Genomic DNA, 17,152 nt, shown 5'->3' on the forward strand with positions numbered 1-17,152 from the left:
CGTGGATTCTTCGGGCGCAGCCCGCGCTGCTAGTTCTTCGGACGGAGTCCGCGCTGCTAGTTCTTCGGGCGCAGCCCGAAGCGGCGCAGGCCGCTGCCCGCGAACGCCCGCATCGCCGCCAGCGCGATCCGGCCCTGCCGACGCGACGACGAGTACCAGACCAGCTCCGACTTCTGGGTCGGAATTCGCGGAGCGGTGATCGCCTGCTGGCGGCAGAACTTGATCAGCCCGCTGGGGCCGCCGGCCCGGTAGCCGATGCCGGAGTCCTTCCAGCCGCCCATCGGAAGCGACGGGCAGAAGACGTTGGTCAGTGCGTCGTTGATGTTGACGGCGCCGCATTCCAGCCGGCGAGCCACCCGTTCGCCGCGCTCGATGTCACCGGTCCACACCGTGGCCGACAACCCGTACTTCGAGTCGTTGGCCAACCGGATGGCCTCCTCCTCGTCGGCGACCTTGACCACCGGCAGCGTCGGGCCGAAGGTCTCCTCGGCGATGCAGGACATCGTCGGGGTGACATCAGCCAGCACGGTCGGCTGGTAGAACGTGCCGACGCCGGTGGGCTTGCCGCCGGTCAGCACCCGCGCCCCGGCGGCGACAGCGTCCTTGACGTGGCCGTCGACGATGTCGCGCTGGGCCGCGGTGGCCATCGCACCGGTGTCGTACTTGAAGCCCGAATCTTCTTGGCCCTGAGCAATATTGCGGACATTGGCGGTGAGCTTGCCGACGAACTCGTCGTACACCGGGGCCTCGACGTAGACCCGCTCCACCGAGATGCACACCTGTCCGGAGTTGAACATCCCACCCCAGGCGATGCCGTTGGCGGCACGGTCGATGTCGGCGTCGGCCAGCACGATCGCCGGATCCTTGCCGCCGAGCTCCAGGCTGAACGGGATCAGCCGCTCGGCGCAGGCCACCGCGACCTTGCGGCCGGTGGCGGTCGACCCGGTGAAGTGGACGTAGTCGGCATTGTTGATGACCGCGGCGCCGGTCTCGCCGTATCCGGTCGCCAGGCTCAGCACCGGCGGAGCACCGACCTCGGTCCAGCCCCGGGCGAACTCGACGGCCGAAAGTGGCGTCACCTCAGACGGTTTCAGCAACACCGCCGCCCCAGCAGCCAGCGCGGGCACCACGTCGAGGGCCAGCATCGCCAACGGGAAGTTCCACGGCTCGATGATCCCGACCAGCTGGTACGGGCGGTAGCGGGTGGTGAGCTTCTTGATTTTGTACAGCGGGCTGTGCGGCTTGGGGTGCGCGTCGGCCAGGAACGCTTCGGCATTGCCGGCCCAATACTTGATCGAGTCGGCGATCGCCACCGGCTCGAGGCTGGCGTCGTTGCGCGACTTACCCGACTCCGACATCAACACCTCGGTGAGGTGATCGGCGTTGTCGAGGATCCAGTCCTGCCACTTGAACATCCAGGCCTTGCGTCCGCGCGGGCCGATCTCTTCCCACTCGGTCTGGAACAACCGGAGCTCGCGGGCTTTCGCCGCGACGGCGTCCGGACCGTCGACCGGCACGGAACCGGCGACGCGGCCGTCGGCCGGGTTGTGCACGGTGATCGTGGCCTTGTCGGCCTTGGGCTCGACGGCGGTCATGGCCGCTCCTCTCGCTGGTCAGGTCTTGGCTGTGAGCCTAACCGGGACCGCGCCGCTAGAACAGGCCAACCGGTTGGTTGTGTGGATCGGCGGGCTCGATGAGCTCCGGACCGTTGTTGCGGACGCTGTTGACCAAGGTAGAGACCTCGCGCAGATCGATACCGGCGATGTCGGGCGGTGCCGACAACAGGTCAGCGTCGGCGGGCTGATCGGGATCCAGCCAGCGGTCCCAATCCGCCTCGTCGAGCACCAGCGGCATCCGGTCGTGGATCTCGGCGAGCTCCCCCACGGCGTCGGTGGTGATGATCGTGCACGTGAGCAGCGGCGACGCCTCATCGTTCGCCTTCCACACCGACCACAGCCCCGCCATGAACAGCGGCTCGCCGTCGGCGCGGAACATGAAGTACGGCGTCTTACGGGCCTTCTTTCCTGCCGGGGCGTCCGGATTGGGCTTCCACTCGTAGTAGCCGTCCATCGGGACCAGGCAACGCTTGCTCTTCGCCGACGCGCGGAACGCCGGTGAACTGGTGACCTTTTCGGCTCGGGCATTGATCAGCAGCGGACCCTTGTTCTCCGGGGACCCGTCGGCCGTCGCCTTCACCCACGGCGGCACCAGACCCCAGCGCATCAACCGGACCCGACGGGTCGGGGTGTCATCGGGCTCGTCGTGCCTGCTGACCACCGTGGCGACGGTGGCGGTCGGGGCGACGTTGTAGTTGGGGCCCCGCGCCTCCTTCGCCGCCTCGGTGGCCTCGTCGATGGCGTGGATCTTCTCGGCCAGCAGGGCCGGGTCGGTGGTCACCGCGAATCGTCCGCACATGACTCCATGGTGGCGCACGATCCCGACAGGGCAGGATGTATGCCGTGAGCACCGAGTTGTGGGCCGCGCCGTCAACGTCGTCGCCGGTGCATGCGCGCGTCACCGTGCCCGGCTCGAAGTCCCAGACCAACCGCACCCTGGTGCTCGCGGCGCTGGCCGCCGCGCAGGGGCAAGGCGACTCCACGATCAGCGGCGCACTGCGTAGCCGCGACACCGATCTGATGATCGGCGCCATCCAGGCCCTCGGTATCGACGTCTCCGGCGCGGGCGCCGAACTGGTGGTCGGCGGCACGCTCAACCCGGGCCCGCGGGCGCGAATCGACTGCGGACTGGCCGGCACCGTGTTGCGATTCGTGCCGCCGCTGGCCGCGCTGAGCACCGCGGTCGTCGAATTCGACGGCGACGAGCAGGCCAGAACGCGACCGATCGCGCCCCTGCTGGACGCAATGCGCGGTCTGGGCGTCGACATCGACGGCACCGGTCTGCCGTTCAAGGTTCACGGCCGCGGCGCTGTCACCGGCGGCACGGTGCACATCGACGCATCGAGCTCCTCGCAATTCGTCTCGGGCCTGCTGTTGTCCGGCGCGGCGTTCACCGAGGGCCTGACCGTCGTGCACACCGGCACCTCGGTGCCCTCGGCCCCGCACATCGCGATGACTGTGGCGATGCTTCGTGAGGCCGGTGTCGACGTCGACGACACGCAAGCCAACGAATGGCGGGTGGCACCGGGGCAGATCGCGGCCAGGCACTGGGACGTCGAGCCGGACCTGTCGAACTCGGTCCCCTTCCTTGCTGCGGGCGTGGTGACCGGCGGTGCGGTGGGAATCGCCGGCTGGCCGTCGGCGAGCGTGCAACCCGCCGACACCATCCTGAGTATCCTCAAGCTCCTGGGTTCGAGTGTGCACCAGTCAGATTCGCACCTGGAGGTGCGCGGACCGGAAGCCTACGACGGCTTCGAGGTGGACCTGCATGACGTCGGCGAGTTGGCTCCCGCGGTGGCGGCCCTGGCCGCCCTGGCTATACCCGGCTCGGTGTCTCGACTGACCGGCATCGCCCATCTGCGCGGCCACGAGACCGACCGGTTGGCGGCGCTGAGCGCCGAGATCGGCGGGCTCGGCGGCGAGTGCACCGAGACCGACGACGGCCTGGTGATCACCGCGACACCGCTGCACGGGGGCACCTGGCATTCGTACGCCGATCACCGAATGGCGATGGCCGGGGCCATCATCGGGCTGCGGGTTCCCGGTGTCGACGTCGAGGACATCGCGACGACCGCCAAGACGTTGCCGGAATTCGCGGCGTTGTGGACCGAGATGGTGGGGGTCGGTTGAGCCCACGCGAGTACGACGAGTCCGACGTCAAGATCCGGTCGGGCCGTGGCTCGCGTCCGCGCACCAAGACTCGCCCCGAGCACGCCGACGCCGAGACGGGCATGGTCGTCACCGTCGACCGTGGCCGGTGGGGCTGCGTGTTGGGCGGCGATCCGCACCGGCACGTCACCGCGATGCGGGCCCGGGAACTGGGCCGCACCCCCATCGTCGTCGGCGACCAGGTCGATGTCGTCGGTGACCTGAGCGGGCGACCGGACACGCTGGCCCGGATCGTGCGCCGCGGCGACCGGCGAACGGTGTTGCGCCGCACCGCCGATGACACCGATCCGACCGAGCGGGTGGTCGTCGCCAACGCCGATCAGCTACTGATGGTGGTGGCCCTCGCCGATCCCCCGCCGCGCACCGGCCTGGTGGACCGGGCGCTGATCGCGGCATACGCCGGCGGACTACGACCGATTCTGTGTCTGACCAAGACGGATCTGATGCCGGCCGAGTCGTTCGCCGAGCAGTTCACCGATCTCGACCTCACCGTGCTGACTGCGGGCCGCGGCGACTCGATCGACGAAGTCCAGGACCTCCTGGCCGGACAGGTCACCGTGCTGCTCGGCCACTCCGGGGTCGGGAAGTCCACTCTGGTGAATCGCCTTGTCCCGCAGGCATTTCGAGCCACCGGTGAGGTCTCCGGGGTCGGCAAGGGCAAACACACCTCGACGCAGTCGGTGGCGCTGCCGCTGCCGGGCGGCGGCTGGGTGGTCGACACCCCGGGCATCCGGTCGTTCGGGCTGGCGCACATCCAGCCCGACGACGTGTTGAAGGCGTTTTCGGATCTGGCCGAGGCGATCGAAGACTGCCCACGCGGATGTGGCCACCTGGGTCCGCCTGCCGACCCGGAATGCGCGCTGGACGCGCTCACCGGAGCGCCCGCGCGCCGGGTCGCCGCGGCCCGACGACTGCTCGCCGCGTTGTCAGACGGCGCGGCGTACTGATAATTGTTTGCAACACCAACCGAGAGGGCACGCCGCACACATGAGCACTGTTCCTAGCTTGACACTCAATGACGGCACCACGATTCCTCAGCTGGGGTTCGGTGTCTTCCAGATCGACCCGGACGAGACCGCATCCGCGGTGCGCACCGCTCTCGAGATCGGCTACCGCCACATCGACACCGCCGAGATGTATCAGAACGAAAAGGGCGTCGGGCAGGGCGTCCGGGACTTCGGCATCGACCGCGGCGAGGTGTACATCACCAGCAAGCTCAACAACGGCTTCCACAAGCCCGACGATGCGCGGCGCGCGTTCGACGCGACCATTGAGGCGCTGGGCTTCGACTACGTCGACCTGTTCCTGATTCACTGGCCGCTGCCGACGCTGTATGACGGCGACTTCGTCTCCACCTGGAAGACGTTGGAGGAGTTCAAGAATGATGGCCGGGCCCGCAGCATCGGGGTCTCCAACTTTCAGATCCATCACCTCGAGACGCTGGCCCGCGACACCGAGACGGTGCCCGCCGTCAACCAGATCGAGGTACATCCCTACTTCGCCAACGACGAGCTGCGTGCCTACGGCACCGACCACACCATCCTCACCGAGGCCTGGTCACCGATCGCCCAGGGCGCGGTGCTCGACGATCCGGTGATCGGCAAGGTCGCCGAGCGCCTCGGCAAGAGCCCGGCCCAGGTGGTGCTGCGCTGGCACATCGAACGCGGCGACATCGTCTTCCCGAAATCCGTTACCCCCGAACGGATCAAGGAGAACCTGGAGATCTTCGACTTCGAACTGAGCGACGACGACATCGACGCCATCACCGCGCTCGACAAGGGCGAAGCTGGGCGGCGGGGCCCCAACCCCGACACCTTCGATTACATCCCGAAGTAACCGGTAGCCGAGACGCTCGTAAAGACGAGATCGACGCCAGCGAGGGAGTTACTCGAACTTTTCCTCGCTGGCGTCGATCTCGATAAATCGCTAGGCGGCTTTGGCTGCGCGCTTGACCCGTCGCTTCTGACGAGCAGTGGCGATCGCGGTCTTGAGCCCGCGCTTGCGGCCGGTGGCCGGGTCGACGCCGGCGTAGCCCGATTCGAGCTCGGCGAACATCCGCTCACTGCGGGTTTCGGGTGCATCGTCGGCGGTGTCGCGCAGGTACTTGTCCGGCAGCGACAGCTTGGCGATCGTGCGCCAGGTCTTGGCGTACTGCACCAGGAACGGGCCCGTGGTGTAGGGCAGGTCGTACTTGTCGCAGATCTGCCGCACCCGCACCGAGATCTCCGCGAGCCGGTTGCTCGGCAGGTCGGGGTACAGGTGGTGCTCGATCTGGTACGACAGGTTTCCGGTCATGAAGTCCATGGCGCGGCTGCCTGAGATGTTGGCACTGCCGAGCATCTGGCGCAGGTACCACTGACCCTTGCTCTCACCGATCATGTCGGTCTTGGTGAATTTCTCTGCGCCATCCGGGAAGTGGCCGCAGAAGATCACCGCGTTGGCCCACACGTTGCGGATCACGTTGGCCACGGCGTTCGCGGTGGCCGTCGAGCGGTACGTGGCGCCCGGTGACAGCGACGTGATCGCCGGGTAGGCGACGTAGTCCTTGAGCAGCTGACGTCCCGCCTTGGCGCCGAACTCGCGCACTCGGATCAGGGTGGCTTTGCGGTCGTCGCGGCCCTTGAAGATCTTGCCGAGCTCCAGGTGCTGTAATCCGACGCCCCACTCGAAGCCGACCGCCAGCAGAGTGTTGAACAGCAGGTTGCCGTATAGGTTGAACGGCTTCCACTTGGCATCGCGGGTGACCCGGATGACGCCGTAGCCGACGTCGTCGTCCATCCCGAGGATGTTGGTGTACTTGTGGTGCATGAAGTTGTGGGTGAACCGCCAGTGCTTGGATGCCCCGCTCATGTCCCACTCCCACGACGAGGAGTGAATCTCGGGATCGTTCATCCAGTCCCACTGGCCGTGCATGACGTTGTGGCCGATCTCCATGTTCTCGATGATCTTGGCCACGCCCAGGGTCACGGTGCCAGCCCACCAGGCCGATCGTTTGGAGCTGGCGGCCAGCATCAGCCGACCGGCGACCTCGAGACCGCGCTGAGCGGCGATGGTGCGGCGGATATAGCGCGCGTCCCGCGCGCCGAGGGAATCCTCGATGTCCTGGCGGATGGCGTCGAGCTCAACCGCCAAGCTTTCGATGTCCGCGTCAGTCAGATGCGTAAACGCTTCCACATCGGTAATAGCCATTAGTCACGCCTCCCTTCTTGTGCCTACGCTACCGTAACCTACGTACCCGTAGGTTACTAGCCAGTAAACCTCAGACGTCAACGACACAGTCGCCCGACGCGGCCGAAACGCACGTCTGAATTCGGGTGCCCGGCTCGTGCTCCGCGCCGGTACGCAGGTCGCGGACGTGGCCTTCCACCAGCGGGACCACACACGACTGGCAGATGCCCATCCGGCAGCCGAAGGGCATCCGCAATCCGGCCTGCTCGCCGGCTTCCATCAGCGACGTGGCCGCGTCCACCGGAACAGACTTGCCACTGCGCACGAACGTCACAGTGCCGCCCTCCCCGTGGGTGGCCGTTCGAGACGCCGCGAACCGCTCCAGATGCAGGCGGTCGCCGATCCCGGCGGCCTGCCAGACCTTCTCGGCCTCGCCGAGCATTCCCTCCGGGCCACAGGCCCACGTCTGGCGCTCCCGCCAATCCGGGACCACCTCGTCGAGACGACTCAGGTCCAGCCTCCCCTCGGTGCGAGTGGTGCGGACGGTCAGCCGGTATCCGTCGTGCTCGCGGGCCAGCTGCGCGAGCTCACCGGCGAACATCACGTCCGATTCGGTTGGGGCCGAATGGATGTGGACAATATGACCCGGCACGCCGATCTGGTCGCGGCGCTCGAGCGTCCGCAGCATTGACATCACCGGGGTGATTCCGGAGCCGCCGGTCAAGAACAGCACCGACGCTGGGGCCGGGTCGGGCATCACGAAGTTGCCCTGCGGCGCAGCCAGCCGCACGATCGTGCCGGGAGTGACTCCGCCCACCAGGTGGGTGGACAAGAAGCCCTCCGGCATGGCCTTGACGGTGATCGTGATGGTGCGCGAGCGACCGGCGCCGTCGGCGTGTGGGCTCGACGTCAGTGAATACGACCGCCACCGCCAGCGGCCGTCGACCAGCAGGCCGATACCGATGTACTGGCCGGCTTGGTAGTCGAAGGTGAAGCCCCAGCCCGGTTTGATCACCAGGGTCGCCGAATCCTCGGTCTCCCGCCGGACATCGACCACCCGGCCGCGCAGTTCGCGCGCCGACCACAGCGGGTTGGCCAGCTTCAGGTAGTCATCGGGCAGCAGGGGCGTGGTGATTCGCCCGAACAGCGCCCGTACCGCGTCGATCGCGGGATTACGTCCCTCACCGGCCACCTTCGGCCGCACGGTGTCGACCACGTTCGCACTGATCTTGACCTGGTTCTTCGCCATTGCGCACCTCCTTCGCCGTCAAACCTACGGTACCGTAACTTACGGTTCCGTATCCAGGCGTCAGAGCAATTCGAGCAGGAACGGCAGTTCCTGGGTGCCGTACCAGGCCAAGGAATGGTCCTGGGCGTCGCCGACGGTCAATTCGGCATCCTCATCGCCCAGATCGGCGTCATCGACCACCGCGATCGCTGCCTTCACCGCTGCCTCGGCTCCGGAGTTGTCGACATAGGCGGCAACCACCTGGTCCAGGTTCACCCGTCCGCCGACCCGCACCACCGCGTCGTCGAGATCAGGCCGCGGGGTGGCATCCGCATCGGCGATCAGCACCGCGCGGCGCAGCGGCAATTCGGTGCCCGCACGTTCCGATTCGGCGGCCAGCAGCCGCAGCGACGCCAGCGCGGCTTCCCCGATCGCCACCTCGGCCAACTCCTCGTCGTCACCCTCGGCGTAGGACTCCCGCAACGCCGGCGTGACGGCGAACGCCGTCCCGCTCAACGGCTGCAACGACCCGTCGGCGACCAGCTGCTGCAGCATGGCCAAAGTGGCTGGGATGTAGACCCGCATCCCGGCAGATTATCCGCTGCAGCTAGGCGCCGTTCTCGGTGTCCCCGAGCAGGGTGGAGACGTGGTCGTCCACGTACGTCGTCAACTCCCGGGCGGGCCGGTGATAGTTGCCCAGCATCGGGCGTTTGGGCAGTTCCACACTGGGCTGCTCGACCTGCTCATAGTCGATGCTCTCCAGCAGATGGGCCATCATGTTCAGCCGCGCGTGCTTCTTGTCGTCGGACTCCACCACGAACCACGGACTGGCCGGGATGTCGGTGTGGACCATCATCTCGTCCTTGGCGCGCGAGTAGTCCTCCCAGCGATAAACGGACTCGAGGTCCATCGGGCTGAGCTTCCAGCGCCGCAACGGATCATTGCGGCGGGACTTGAACCGACGCAACTGCTCGTCGTCGGAGACCGAGAACCAGTACTTGCGCAGGATGATTCCGTCGTCGATCAGCATCTGCTCGAAGATCGGGCACTGCCGCAGAAACAGCGTGTGCTCCTGCGGCGTGCAGAATCCCATCACCTTCTCGACACCGGCGCGGTTGTACCAGGATCGGTCGAACAGCACGATTTCGCCGCGGGCTGGCAGGTGCTCGATGTAGCGCTGGAAGTACCACTGGCCGCGCTCACGTTCGGTCGGCGCGGGCAGCGCCGCGATCCGCGCAACCCGCGGGCTCAGATACTCGGTGATCCGCTTGATCGTGCCGCCCTTGCCTGCCGCGTCCCGCCCCTCGAACACGACGACGACTCGGTTGCCGGTGGCCTTGACCCACTCCTGCAGTTTCACCAATTCGGTTTGTAGCCGAAACAATTCGGCTTCGTAGATGTCTTTGGGGATCTTGCGGTTGCGCCTCTTGGCCGAAGCGTCACCGTCGGAGTTGGCCTTACCCATCGCCGAATCCTACGTCTGCCGCGCGGCTTCGAGCAGTTCCTCGAGAGATTCGGCCAACAGCGTCGGCAGCACGTCGACATCGCTCATGGCATCGCGGTCGGCGTTGATGCCGAAATAGAGCATGCCGCAATACGATGTCACGCCGATGGCCAGCACCTGGTTGTGCAGCAACGGCGGCACCGCGTAGGTCTCCAGCAGCTTCGCCCCGGCCACATACATCTGCGACTGCGGCCCAGGAACATTGGTGATCAACAGGTTGAACTGGCGGGCCGAGAACTGAGTGGCGACTCGGGTGCCCATGGCATGCAGGGTGGGCGGCGCGAAGCCGGACAGGGTGAGGATGGTGCGGGCGTCGACCAGACTGGCTGCCGCCGAATGGGACTCGGTGGTATGGGCGATCTGGGACAGCCTTACCACCGCGTTGCCCTCGCCCACCGGAAGGTCGACCAGAAACGGGGCGACCTCGCTGATGGCCTGGCCCGGTCCGGACGACTCCAGGACCGCCTCGGGGTAGACCGACGTCGGCGCCATGGCCCGCACAGTGGAACTGGTGGTGACCGGCTCGCCGCGCGACAGCAGCCAGTTGCGCAAGGCACCGGCGATGACGGCCAGCACCACGTCGTTGACGTCGCAGTCGTAGCGCGACCGCACCAGCCGGTAGTCCGCGAGGGAACCGACGGCCACCGTGAACCGCCGATTGCGCGACACCTTGGTGTTCAACGGACTACTCGGTGCGGTACCGCGGGCGACGGTGCGCGCCACGTCGGTCAACCGCCGAGCCAGATCGACCACTTCCCCGCTGTTGCGGGCCAGCTCGCCGACCGCAGAAGTGACAGCCTGCATCTGCATGCGGGGCCGGGCCAGCCACTCCCCGACCGCGCCGAGTAGCAGTTGACCGTTGGTGGGTTCGCGGCTCGGGATCCAGATGTCCTCACCGAACGTCGGCGGTTTCTGGGTGCGGTCGGCGATGACGTGGCCGATCTCCAGCGCTGTCATCCCGTTGACGAGCGCCTGATGCGACTTCGTATAGATGGCCAGCCGGTTCTTGGACAGTCCCTCGATGAGGTACATCTCCCACAGTGGCCGCGACCGGTCCAGCGGGCGGGAGCCCAGCCTGGCGATGAGTTCGTGCAACTGCGAGTCGCTTCCCGGCGACGGCAGCGCCGAGCGCCGGACGTGATAGGTGATGTCGAAGTCCGGATCGTCGACCCAGACCGGACGCGCCAGCCCGAAGGTGACCTCACGGACCTTCTGGCGATAGCGCCGGATCTGCGGCAGCCGACGCTCGACGGTTTCCAGCAAGGTTTCGTAGCTCAGCCCGGCGCGCGGCTTGCGCACGATCGCCAGCGAGCCGACGTACATCGGGGTGGAGGTGTCCTCCAGGTGATAGAACGAGGCGTCCGACGCTGACAGCCGAGTCACCATCGTTGCGACATTCCCCTCATCGAACAATCCCCGCCCGTTCCGACACGGTAACCGCCAACCCCGGGTCAGCGCATCGCGGGTGCACACACGGTCGACGAATCTGTGCCACCATGTCGCCAACGGTTCGCCCCTCTCCGGCAGCCGGTCCCTACCGACCGATCCCGGAGAGTGCCCATGTCCTGTGTCGTTCCCGTCGTCGACTACGAACCGCCGGTGCTGCGCACCGCTCCGGAGCGGGTGCACCTGCCGGGTCCCCGCGCGCTGGGGCCGTCGCCCCGTCCCGCGCCACAGCCGATGGCGTCCGCCCCGCTGCGCGCGGCGGGCGGGTTCGCCGACGCCGCGCTGAGACGGGTGCTCGAGGTCATCGACCGCAGGCGCTCCCCCGCCCAGCTGCGACCGTTGCTGGCCCCGGGATTGGTGGAGTCGCTACTGCCCGCCGTCGCGCGACACAAGAGCAACGGCGCCGCGCACCTGCGTCGGCTCCGGGTGCAACCGGTCGGGACCGACGGCGCGGCAGCCGAAGTGGCAGCCACTTATAGCCGGGACGGCCGCATCCACGCCATCGCCTGCCGCGTCGAACAGGTCATGACGCCGACCGGGTTGCGCTGGCAGGTCGTGGCCTTGCACATCGGCTAACCGGGTTCGGCTAGCCCCGGCGCAACCTGCTGCTGCTCTTGGACTGCTTGCGCGCCGCCTCGCGCCGCTCCTTGCGCGTGGTGCCCGCGGTCGCGGCCTGCTTGCCGCCGCCGTTGCGCTTGACTTCCGCCGAGCCGTCCTCGGCGGGACCGCTGTAGGTCAGCTGACGGGAGTCCTCGTCGTCGATTCCCTTGGCGCGCAAGGCCGGTGCGGGCTCCTGCTGCTGGCCGCCCAGATTCGCCAGACCCTGCGGAGTGTCGACCGGCGCGACCGCCGGCGACGGGGTTGCCTCCACCTGGACGTTGAACAGGAAACCGACCGACTCCTCCTTGAGGCCGTCGAGCATGCCGACGAACATGTCGTAGCCCTCACGCTGGTACTCGACCAGCGGATCGCGCTGCGCCATCGCCCGCAGGCCGATGCCTTCCTTGAGGTAGTCCATCTCGTAGAGGTGCTCGCGCCACTTGCGGTCGATCACATTGAGCAGCACGTTGCGCTCCAACTGGCGCATGGCACCCTCGCCCGCGAGGCCCTCGATCTCGGCTTCCCGCCGCGCATAAGCCTTTTCGGCATCCTCGATCAGCGCGTCGAGCAGCTCTTCACGGGTCAGCTCGCCGGGCTCGCCGACGGCGTCGTTGTCGAGCAGGTCGTGGTGGTCGATGCCGACCGGGTAGAGCTGCTTGAGCGCGGTCCACAACTGCTCGAGGTCCCAGTCCTCGGCGTAGCCCTCGGCGGTCGCGCCGTCGACATAGGCGGTGATGACGTCGACCAGCATGTCGTGGGCCTGCTCCTGCAGGTTCTCCCCCTCGAGGATGCGGCGGCGCTCGGCGTAGATGACCTTGCGCTGCTGGTTCATCACCTCGTCGTACTTGAGGACGTTCTTGCGGATCTCGAAGTTCTGCTGCTCGACCTGGGTCTGCGCGCTCTTGATCGCGCGCGTCACCATCTTGGCCTCGATCGGCACATCGTCGGGCAGGTTGAGCCGCGTCAACAGGCTTTCCAACGTGGCGCCATTGAATCGCCGCATGAGTTCGTCACCCAGCGACAGGTAGAACCGGGACTCACCCGGGTCGCCCTGCCGACCGGAACGGCCACGCAGCTGGTTGTCGATACGCCGTGACTCGTGACGTTCGGTGCCCAGCACGTAGAGGCCACCGACCTCGATCACGTGCTCGGCCTCTTCGGCGGCCTGCGCCTTGACCTTGGGCAGTTCCTCCTGCCAGGCGGCCTCGTACTCGTCGGGGGTCTCGACGGGATCCAGGCCACGCTCACGCAACCGGGTGTCGACGAGGAAGTCGACGTTGCCGCCGAGCACGACGTCGGTACCACGGCCGGCCATGTTGGTGGCCACCGTGATCGCACCGCGGCGGCCTGCCTCGGCGATGATGCCGGCCTCCTGCTCGTGGAACTTGGCGTTGAGCACGTTGTGCGGGACGCGCCGCTTCTGGAACTGGCGCGACAGGTACTCCGAGCGCTCGACGCTGGTGGTGCCGATCAGGACCGGCTGGCCCTTCTCATAGCGCTCGACGACGTCGTCGACGACGGCGATGTACTTGGCTTCCTCGGTCTTGTAGATCAGATCGGTCTGGTCCTTGCGAACCATCGGCCGGTTGGTCGGGATCGGAACCACGCCGAGCTTGTAGATCTCGTGCAACTCGGCGGCCTCGGTCTCGGCCGTGCCGGTCATGCCTGCGAGCTTGTCGTAGAGCCGGAAGTAGTTCTGCAGCGTGATCGTGGCCAGCGTCTGGTTCTCTGCCTTGATCTCGACATTTTCCTTGGCCTCGATGGCCTGGTGCATGCCCTCGTTGTAGCGCCGGCCGATCAGCACGCGGCCGGTGAACTCGTCGACGATCAGCACTTCGCCGTTGCGGACGATGTATTCCTTGTCGCGCTCGAAGAGCTCCTTGGCCTTCAGCGCGTTGTTGAGGTAGCTGACCAGCGGCGAGTTGGCGGCCTCGTAGAGGTTGTCGATGCCGAGCTGGTCCTCGACGAACTCCACACCCAGCTCGTGCACACCGATGGTGCGCTTCTTGATGTCGACCTCGTAGTGGGTGTCTTTCTTCATCATCGGGGCCAGCCGGGCGAACTCGCTATACCAGTGCGAGGCGCCGTCGGCGGGTCCGGAGATGATCAGCGGGGTACGGGCCTCGTCGATCAGGATCGAGTCGACCTCGTCGACGATCGCGTAGTTGTGGCCGCGTTGCACCATCTCTTCGACCGAGTGCGCCATGTTGTCGCGCAGGTAGTCGAAGCCGAACTCGTTGTTGGTGCCGTAGGTGATGTCGGCGGCGTAGGCCGCACGACGCTCGTCGGGGGTGAGCCCGGACAGGATGACGCCGACCTCGAGGCCCAGGAACCGGTGCACCCGGCCCATCCACTCGCTGTCGCGCTTGGCCAGGTAGTCGTTGACCGTGACGACGTGCACGCCGTCGCCGCCCAGGGCGTTGAGGTAGGCGGGGAGCACACAGGTCAGGGTCTTGCCCTCACCGGTCTTCATCTCCGCGACGTTGCCGAAGTGCAGCGCCGCGCCGCCCATCACCTGGACGTCGAAGTGACGCTGCTGCAGTACTCGCCAGGCCGCCTCGCGAGCGACGGCGAAAGCCTCGGGGAGCAGGTCATCGAGACTTTCGCCGTCAGCAACGCGCTTCTTGAATTCGTCGGTCTTGGCCCGCAGCTCGCCGTCCGAGAGCTTCTCTACGTCGTCGGACAAGGTGTTGACGTAGTCAGCCACCCCCTTGAGGCGCTTGACCATGCGACCTTCACCAAGGCGCAGCAACTTCGACAGCACGTTTTCCCCTGAACATATGTAGGAGGGGCCCCCTGTGAATTGGAGGCTTAAGCGCCCTCCATCCTAGGTGACGCGCTGGTACGGCCCGGGCAGCGGCGATCAGCCCAGCCGGATCAACCCATAGTCGTAGGCGTGCCGGCGATAGACGACCGACGGCCGATCGGTCTCCTTGTCCTGGAACAAGAAGAAATCGTGGCCGACGAGTTCCATCTCGTAGAGCGCGTCGTCGACCGTCATCGGCTTGGCCGGATGCTCCTTGGTCCGCACGATCCGACCCGGTTCATGCTCGTCGAGCACCTGCTCCTGGGCGGTGGCCTTCTCGGGGGTGAATGCCGCCGCCGCGTCGATGAGCGGGGTCACCGCGGTGGCCTCGTGCAGCGAGACCGGGGTCTTGTCGCCGTAGTGAACCTTGCGACGGTCCTTGGTGCGCCGCAGCCGGTTTTCAAGTTTGTGGACGGCCGCCTCGAAGGCGCCGTAGAAACTCTCCGCGCAGGCCTCCCCACGGACGACCGGGCCGCGACCGCGCGCGGTGATCTCGACGTGTTGACAGTTCTTTCGCTGGCGGCGATTGCGTTCGTGCTCGAGCTCGACGTCGAAGCGGTAGATGGAACGGTCGAACCGCTCCAAGCGAGCGAGCTTCTGTGCGACATAGACGCGGTAGTGATCGGGGATCTCGACGTTGCGTCCGCACACCTGAACTTCGGCGTTGGCGGATTCTGCAAGGTCCTCATCGTCGGCGAGTAGTTGACCGGTGTTCGCGGAATCGATTGACATGCTTGACAACTCGTTTCTGTTACGGGTTGCACGCACTCTGGCGTGCCGGCCTGTCTTGGGATGCTGCGCCGACAGGATTGGCACGAAATTCACCCGCCGGCGCCAGGGGTCGAGGAACCTCACCTCCTACCGTCACTCGGCGAAGCGGCGGGCCTGTGGATTAGACCGCCCCCGTGATGTGTTCACGGCGTGTTGGCCCCGACGGTAGTCGTTGTTCACGCCCATGTGCCACCTTTTTGGCCCACCTGTTTCGAACTCTTTCGACCCCTGTTACACCGATCGTCGCCCGCCCAGGTCAGGCGTGCGCGAGGGTGAGTACGGCCGTTACATTCACACCGGATTCTCGGAGAGTTCGCACCGCCTCGCGGGCGGTGGCGCCGGTGGTGACGATGTCGTCGACCAGCAGGACGTCACCCGCGACTTGTTTGGTGATCTTGATGCGGCCGTTGAGGTTGCGCTCCCGGTCGGCGACCGCGAGCCCGACGGAGTCGCGGACCATCGCACGGGTCTTCAAGGCCCGGATGACGGTGATGGTTTGGTTCTGTCGGGTGGCCTCGTTGGCGATGCGAAGGACGGGATCGCCGCCGCGACTGCGAGCGGCCAGGGCCCGGGTCGGCGCGGGGACGATGGTGAACGGGGTGTCGAGGATGCCCCACGTTTCGAGTTGATGAATGCCCAGGGCGAGGGCGCGGGCCAGCGGGGCGACGAGGTCGCGACGGCCGTGCTCTTTGAGCGCGACGATTGCCTGCCGCCGCGGGCCGGCGTAGCGGCCGAGGGCAAAGACGGGCACTCCGGGATCGATACGCGGGGTGACGAGATGCGGTTCGTCGGTATGGACTTTGAGTGTCGCGGCACAGGAGTCGCACCACTTGGTCGACGGTGCACCGCAGCCTCCGCATTCGAGCGGCAGGATGAGGTCGAGCATGGCTCGAGTGTGGCCCGGCGGGGTGATGCGGCGGGAGTACTGTCCACAGGGGTGGCGCAGACGACGGGATTCGTCGAGGCGAACGGGTTGACGTTCGCCTACATCGAGCAGGGCTGCGGGCCTCTGGTGCTCATGCTTCACGGGTTTCCGGACACTGCGCACACGTGGGATCACCTGCGTCCGCTGATCGCTGATCGCGGCTATCGGGCCGTGAGCCCGTTCATGCGGGGGTATCACCCGACTGCGGTGCCTGCCACCGATGCTTCGCAAGAGACACTGGCGCGCGACGTGCTTGCCTTGATCTCGGCGCTGGGAGCTTCTGAGGCCGTAGTGATCGGGCACGATTGGGGCGCTTCGGCGGCTTACGGCGCGGCGGCGCTGCGGCCGGACCTGGTTTCCAAGCTCATGGCTGTTGCGATTCCGCACCCGGCTACGTTGATGCCTTCACTCCGGAAGCTCTGGGGTGCACGGCATTTCGCTTCCTACAAACTTCCCGGCGCCGCGAAACGGTTCGCCCGCAACGATTTCGCGGCGTTACCCGGGATCTACCGGCGATGGTCGCCGACGTGGAATCCTCCCGGCCCGGAGTTCGACGCCGTGCGGGAGTGCTTCGCGAGTCCGGGGAGTCTCGATGCTGCCTTCGGGTACTACCGCAAGCTGTCGCCGCTGCCGTCCCCGTCATTGCGAGCGAAGATCCCTGCGCCGACGGTCGTCTTCGCCGGGATGGATGATCCGGTGGCCGAGCCGTCGGACTACCGGCGGGCCAGGCGGATGTTTCTGGGCGACTACGCCATTGAGGAAGTTCCGGGCGGACACTTCATGCATCGGGAGCATCCGGACGTGTTCGCCGAGCGGGTGCTGAGTCACCTTTGAGCGTTCGGTTTTTGATGCTCCTATTGGTGTCAAGCGGCTTTGAGCCAGGTTCTGTAGGTGTCTGCGAACTGGTCGTCTCGTTGTA

At 66.6% G+C, this 17,152-nt stretch carries 15 protein-coding genes; 5 read left to right on the plus strand and 10 right to left on the minus strand.

The features are described 5' to 3' along the window. Nucleotides 1-56: 56 nt before the first annotated feature. Nucleotides 57-1,595, minus strand: a complete 1,539-nt coding sequence (locus BST42_RS20310; RefSeq protein ID WP_083121104.1) for an aldehyde dehydrogenase family protein — start codon at nucleotides 1,593-1,595, stop codon at nucleotides 57-59. A gap of 55 nt (nucleotides 1,596-1,650) precedes the next feature. After that, nucleotides 1,651-2,415: an SOS response-associated peptidase gene (locus tag BST42_RS20315; RefSeq protein ID WP_083121105.1), complete on the minus strand. Its 765-nt coding sequence runs from the start codon at nucleotides 2,413-2,415 to the stop codon at nucleotides 1,651-1,653. Between the two features lie 35 nt (nucleotides 2,416-2,450). Here BST42_RS20315 and aroA point away from each other — a divergent pair, with 35 nt between their 5' ends. The 3 genes from aroA to BST42_RS20330 are packed head-to-tail and all read left to right on the plus strand — an operon-like array spanning nucleotide 2,451 to nucleotide 5,621. Continuing rightward, nucleotides 2,451-3,746: a 3-phosphoshikimate 1-carboxyvinyltransferase gene (gene aroA / locus BST42_RS20320; protein ID WP_083121106.1), complete on the plus strand. Its 1,296-nt coding sequence runs from the start codon at nucleotides 2,451-2,453 to the stop codon at nucleotides 3,744-3,746. After that, the gene (rsgA, locus tag BST42_RS20325) at nucleotides 3,743-4,732 is read left to right on the plus strand and encodes a ribosome small subunit-dependent GTPase A (protein ID WP_083121107.1); all 990 of its coding nucleotides are present in this window, start codon (nucleotides 3,743-3,745) and stop codon (nucleotides 4,730-4,732) included. Before aroA ends, rsgA begins: the two co-directional genes overlap by 4 nt. A 40-nt stretch (nucleotides 4,733-4,772) precedes the next feature. Continuing rightward, nucleotides 4,773-5,621 carry an aldo/keto reductase gene (locus BST42_RS20330; RefSeq protein ID WP_083121108.1) on the plus strand — a complete coding sequence of 283 codons (849 nt, stop codon included), beginning with the start codon at nucleotides 4,773-4,775 and terminating at the stop codon, nucleotides 5,619-5,621. A gap of 90 nt (nucleotides 5,622-5,711) precedes the next feature. Here the strand turns inward: BST42_RS20330 and BST42_RS20335 are convergent, their stop codons facing one another. From BST42_RS20335 to BST42_RS20355, 5 genes are all read right to left on the minus strand, one after another. Continuing rightward, complete coding sequence (locus BST42_RS20335) at nucleotides 5,712-6,974, minus strand: fatty acid desaturase family protein (protein ID WP_083121109.1); 1,263 nt, start codon at nucleotides 6,972-6,974, stop codon at nucleotides 5,712-5,714. A gap of 70 nt (nucleotides 6,975-7,044) precedes the next feature. Further along, complete coding sequence (locus tag BST42_RS20340) at nucleotides 7,045-8,202, minus strand: ferredoxin reductase (protein ID WP_083121110.1); 1,158 nt, start codon at nucleotides 8,200-8,202, stop codon at nucleotides 7,045-7,047. A 60-nt stretch (nucleotides 8,203-8,262) separates the two neighbouring features. Then, nucleotides 8,263-8,766 carry a DUF6912 family protein gene (locus tag BST42_RS20345; RefSeq protein ID WP_083121111.1) on the minus strand — a complete coding sequence of 168 codons (504 nt, stop codon included), beginning with the start codon at nucleotides 8,764-8,766 and terminating at the stop codon, nucleotides 8,263-8,265. A 22-nt stretch (nucleotides 8,767-8,788) separates the two neighbouring features. Then, the gene (gene ppk2, locus BST42_RS20350) at nucleotides 8,789-9,646 is read right to left on the minus strand and encodes a polyphosphate kinase 2 (protein WP_083121112.1); all 858 of its coding nucleotides are present in this window, start codon (nucleotides 9,644-9,646) and stop codon (nucleotides 8,789-8,791) included. Nucleotides 9,647-9,655: 9 nt separating this feature from the next. Further along, the gene (locus BST42_RS20355) at nucleotides 9,656-11,071 is read right to left on the minus strand and encodes a WS/DGAT/MGAT family O-acyltransferase (protein ID WP_083121113.1); all 1,416 of its coding nucleotides are present in this window, start codon (nucleotides 11,069-11,071) and stop codon (nucleotides 9,656-9,658) included. 174 nt (nucleotides 11,072-11,245) lie between these two features. On the opposite strand from BST42_RS20355, the gene BST42_RS20360 reads away from it, so the two are divergent. Then, entirely contained in the window at nucleotides 11,246-11,707 is a 462-nt protein-coding gene (locus BST42_RS20360; RefSeq protein WP_083121114.1) for an Rv3235 family protein, read from the plus strand. A gap of 10 nt (nucleotides 11,708-11,717) precedes the next feature. Here the strand turns inward: BST42_RS20360 and secA are convergent, their stop codons facing one another. The 3 genes from secA to BST42_RS29395 form a co-directional block, all read right to left on the minus strand. Beyond that, nucleotides 11,718-14,495, minus strand: a complete 2,778-nt coding sequence (secA, locus tag BST42_RS20365) for a preprotein translocase subunit SecA (protein WP_083121115.1) — start codon at nucleotides 14,493-14,495, stop codon at nucleotides 11,718-11,720. A 99-nt stretch (nucleotides 14,496-14,594) separates the two neighbouring features. Then, complete coding sequence (hpf, locus tag BST42_RS20370) at nucleotides 14,595-15,278, minus strand: ribosome hibernation-promoting factor, HPF/YfiA family (protein ID WP_207569543.1); 684 nt, start codon at nucleotides 15,276-15,278, stop codon at nucleotides 14,595-14,597. A 286-nt stretch (nucleotides 15,279-15,564) separates the two neighbouring features. Then, on the minus strand, nucleotides 15,565-16,194 hold the full coding sequence (locus BST42_RS29395) for a ComF family protein (RefSeq protein WP_083121117.1): 630 nt from the start codon (nucleotides 16,192-16,194) through the stop codon (nucleotides 15,565-15,567). Between the two features lie 51 nt (nucleotides 16,195-16,245). Here BST42_RS29395 and BST42_RS29135 point away from each other — a divergent pair, with 51 nt between their 5' ends. Further along, on the plus strand, nucleotides 16,246-17,067 hold the full coding sequence (locus tag BST42_RS29135) for an alpha/beta fold hydrolase (protein WP_083121118.1): 822 nt from the start codon (nucleotides 16,246-16,248) through the stop codon (nucleotides 17,065-17,067). Nucleotides 17,068-17,152: the final 85 nt, after the last annotated feature.

The sequence above is a fragment of the Mycolicibacterium rhodesiae genome (assembly GCF_002086695.1).
Classification (GTDB): Bacteria; Actinomycetota; Actinomycetes; order Mycobacteriales; family Mycobacteriaceae; genus Mycobacterium; species Mycobacterium rhodesiae.

Excerpts from the sequence above, each read along its gene's own strand:
- BST42_RS20310 (WP_083121104.1), bottom strand. The coding sequence starts at position 1,595 with ATGACCGCCGTCGAGCCCAAGGCCGACAAGGCCACGATCACCGTGCAC.
- BST42_RS20315 (WP_083121105.1), bottom strand. The coding sequence starts at position 2,415 with ATGTGCGGACGATTCGCGGTGACCACCGACCCGGCCCTGCTGGCCGAG.
- aroA (WP_083121106.1), top strand. The coding sequence starts at position 2,451 with ATGTATGCCGTGAGCACCGAGTTGTGGGCCGCGCCGTCAACGTCGTCG.
- BST42_RS20330 (WP_083121108.1), top strand. The coding sequence starts at position 4,773 with ATGAGCACTGTTCCTAGCTTGACACTCAATGACGGCACCACGATTCCT.
- BST42_RS20335 (WP_083121109.1), bottom strand. The coding sequence starts at position 6,974 with ATGGCTATTACCGATGTGGAAGCGTTTACGCATCTGACTGACGCGGAC.
- BST42_RS20340 (WP_083121110.1), bottom strand. The coding sequence starts at position 8,202 with ATGGCGAAGAACCAGGTCAAGATCAGTGCGAACGTGGTCGACACCGTG.
- BST42_RS20345 (WP_083121111.1), bottom strand. The coding sequence starts at position 8,766 with ATGCGGGTCTACATCCCAGCCACTTTGGCCATGCTGCAGCAGCTGGTC.
- ppk2 (WP_083121112.1), bottom strand. The coding sequence starts at position 9,646 with ATGGGTAAGGCCAACTCCGACGGTGACGCTTCGGCCAAGAGGCGCAAC.
- BST42_RS20355 (WP_083121113.1), bottom strand. The coding sequence starts at position 11,071 with ATGGTGACTCGGCTGTCAGCGTCGGACGCCTCGTTCTATCACCTGGAG.
- BST42_RS20360 (WP_083121114.1), top strand. The coding sequence starts at position 11,246 with ATGTCCTGTGTCGTTCCCGTCGTCGACTACGAACCGCCGGTGCTGCGC.
- BST42_RS29395 (WP_083121117.1), bottom strand. The coding sequence starts at position 16,194 with ATGCTCGACCTCATCCTGCCGCTCGAATGCGGAGGCTGCGGTGCACCG.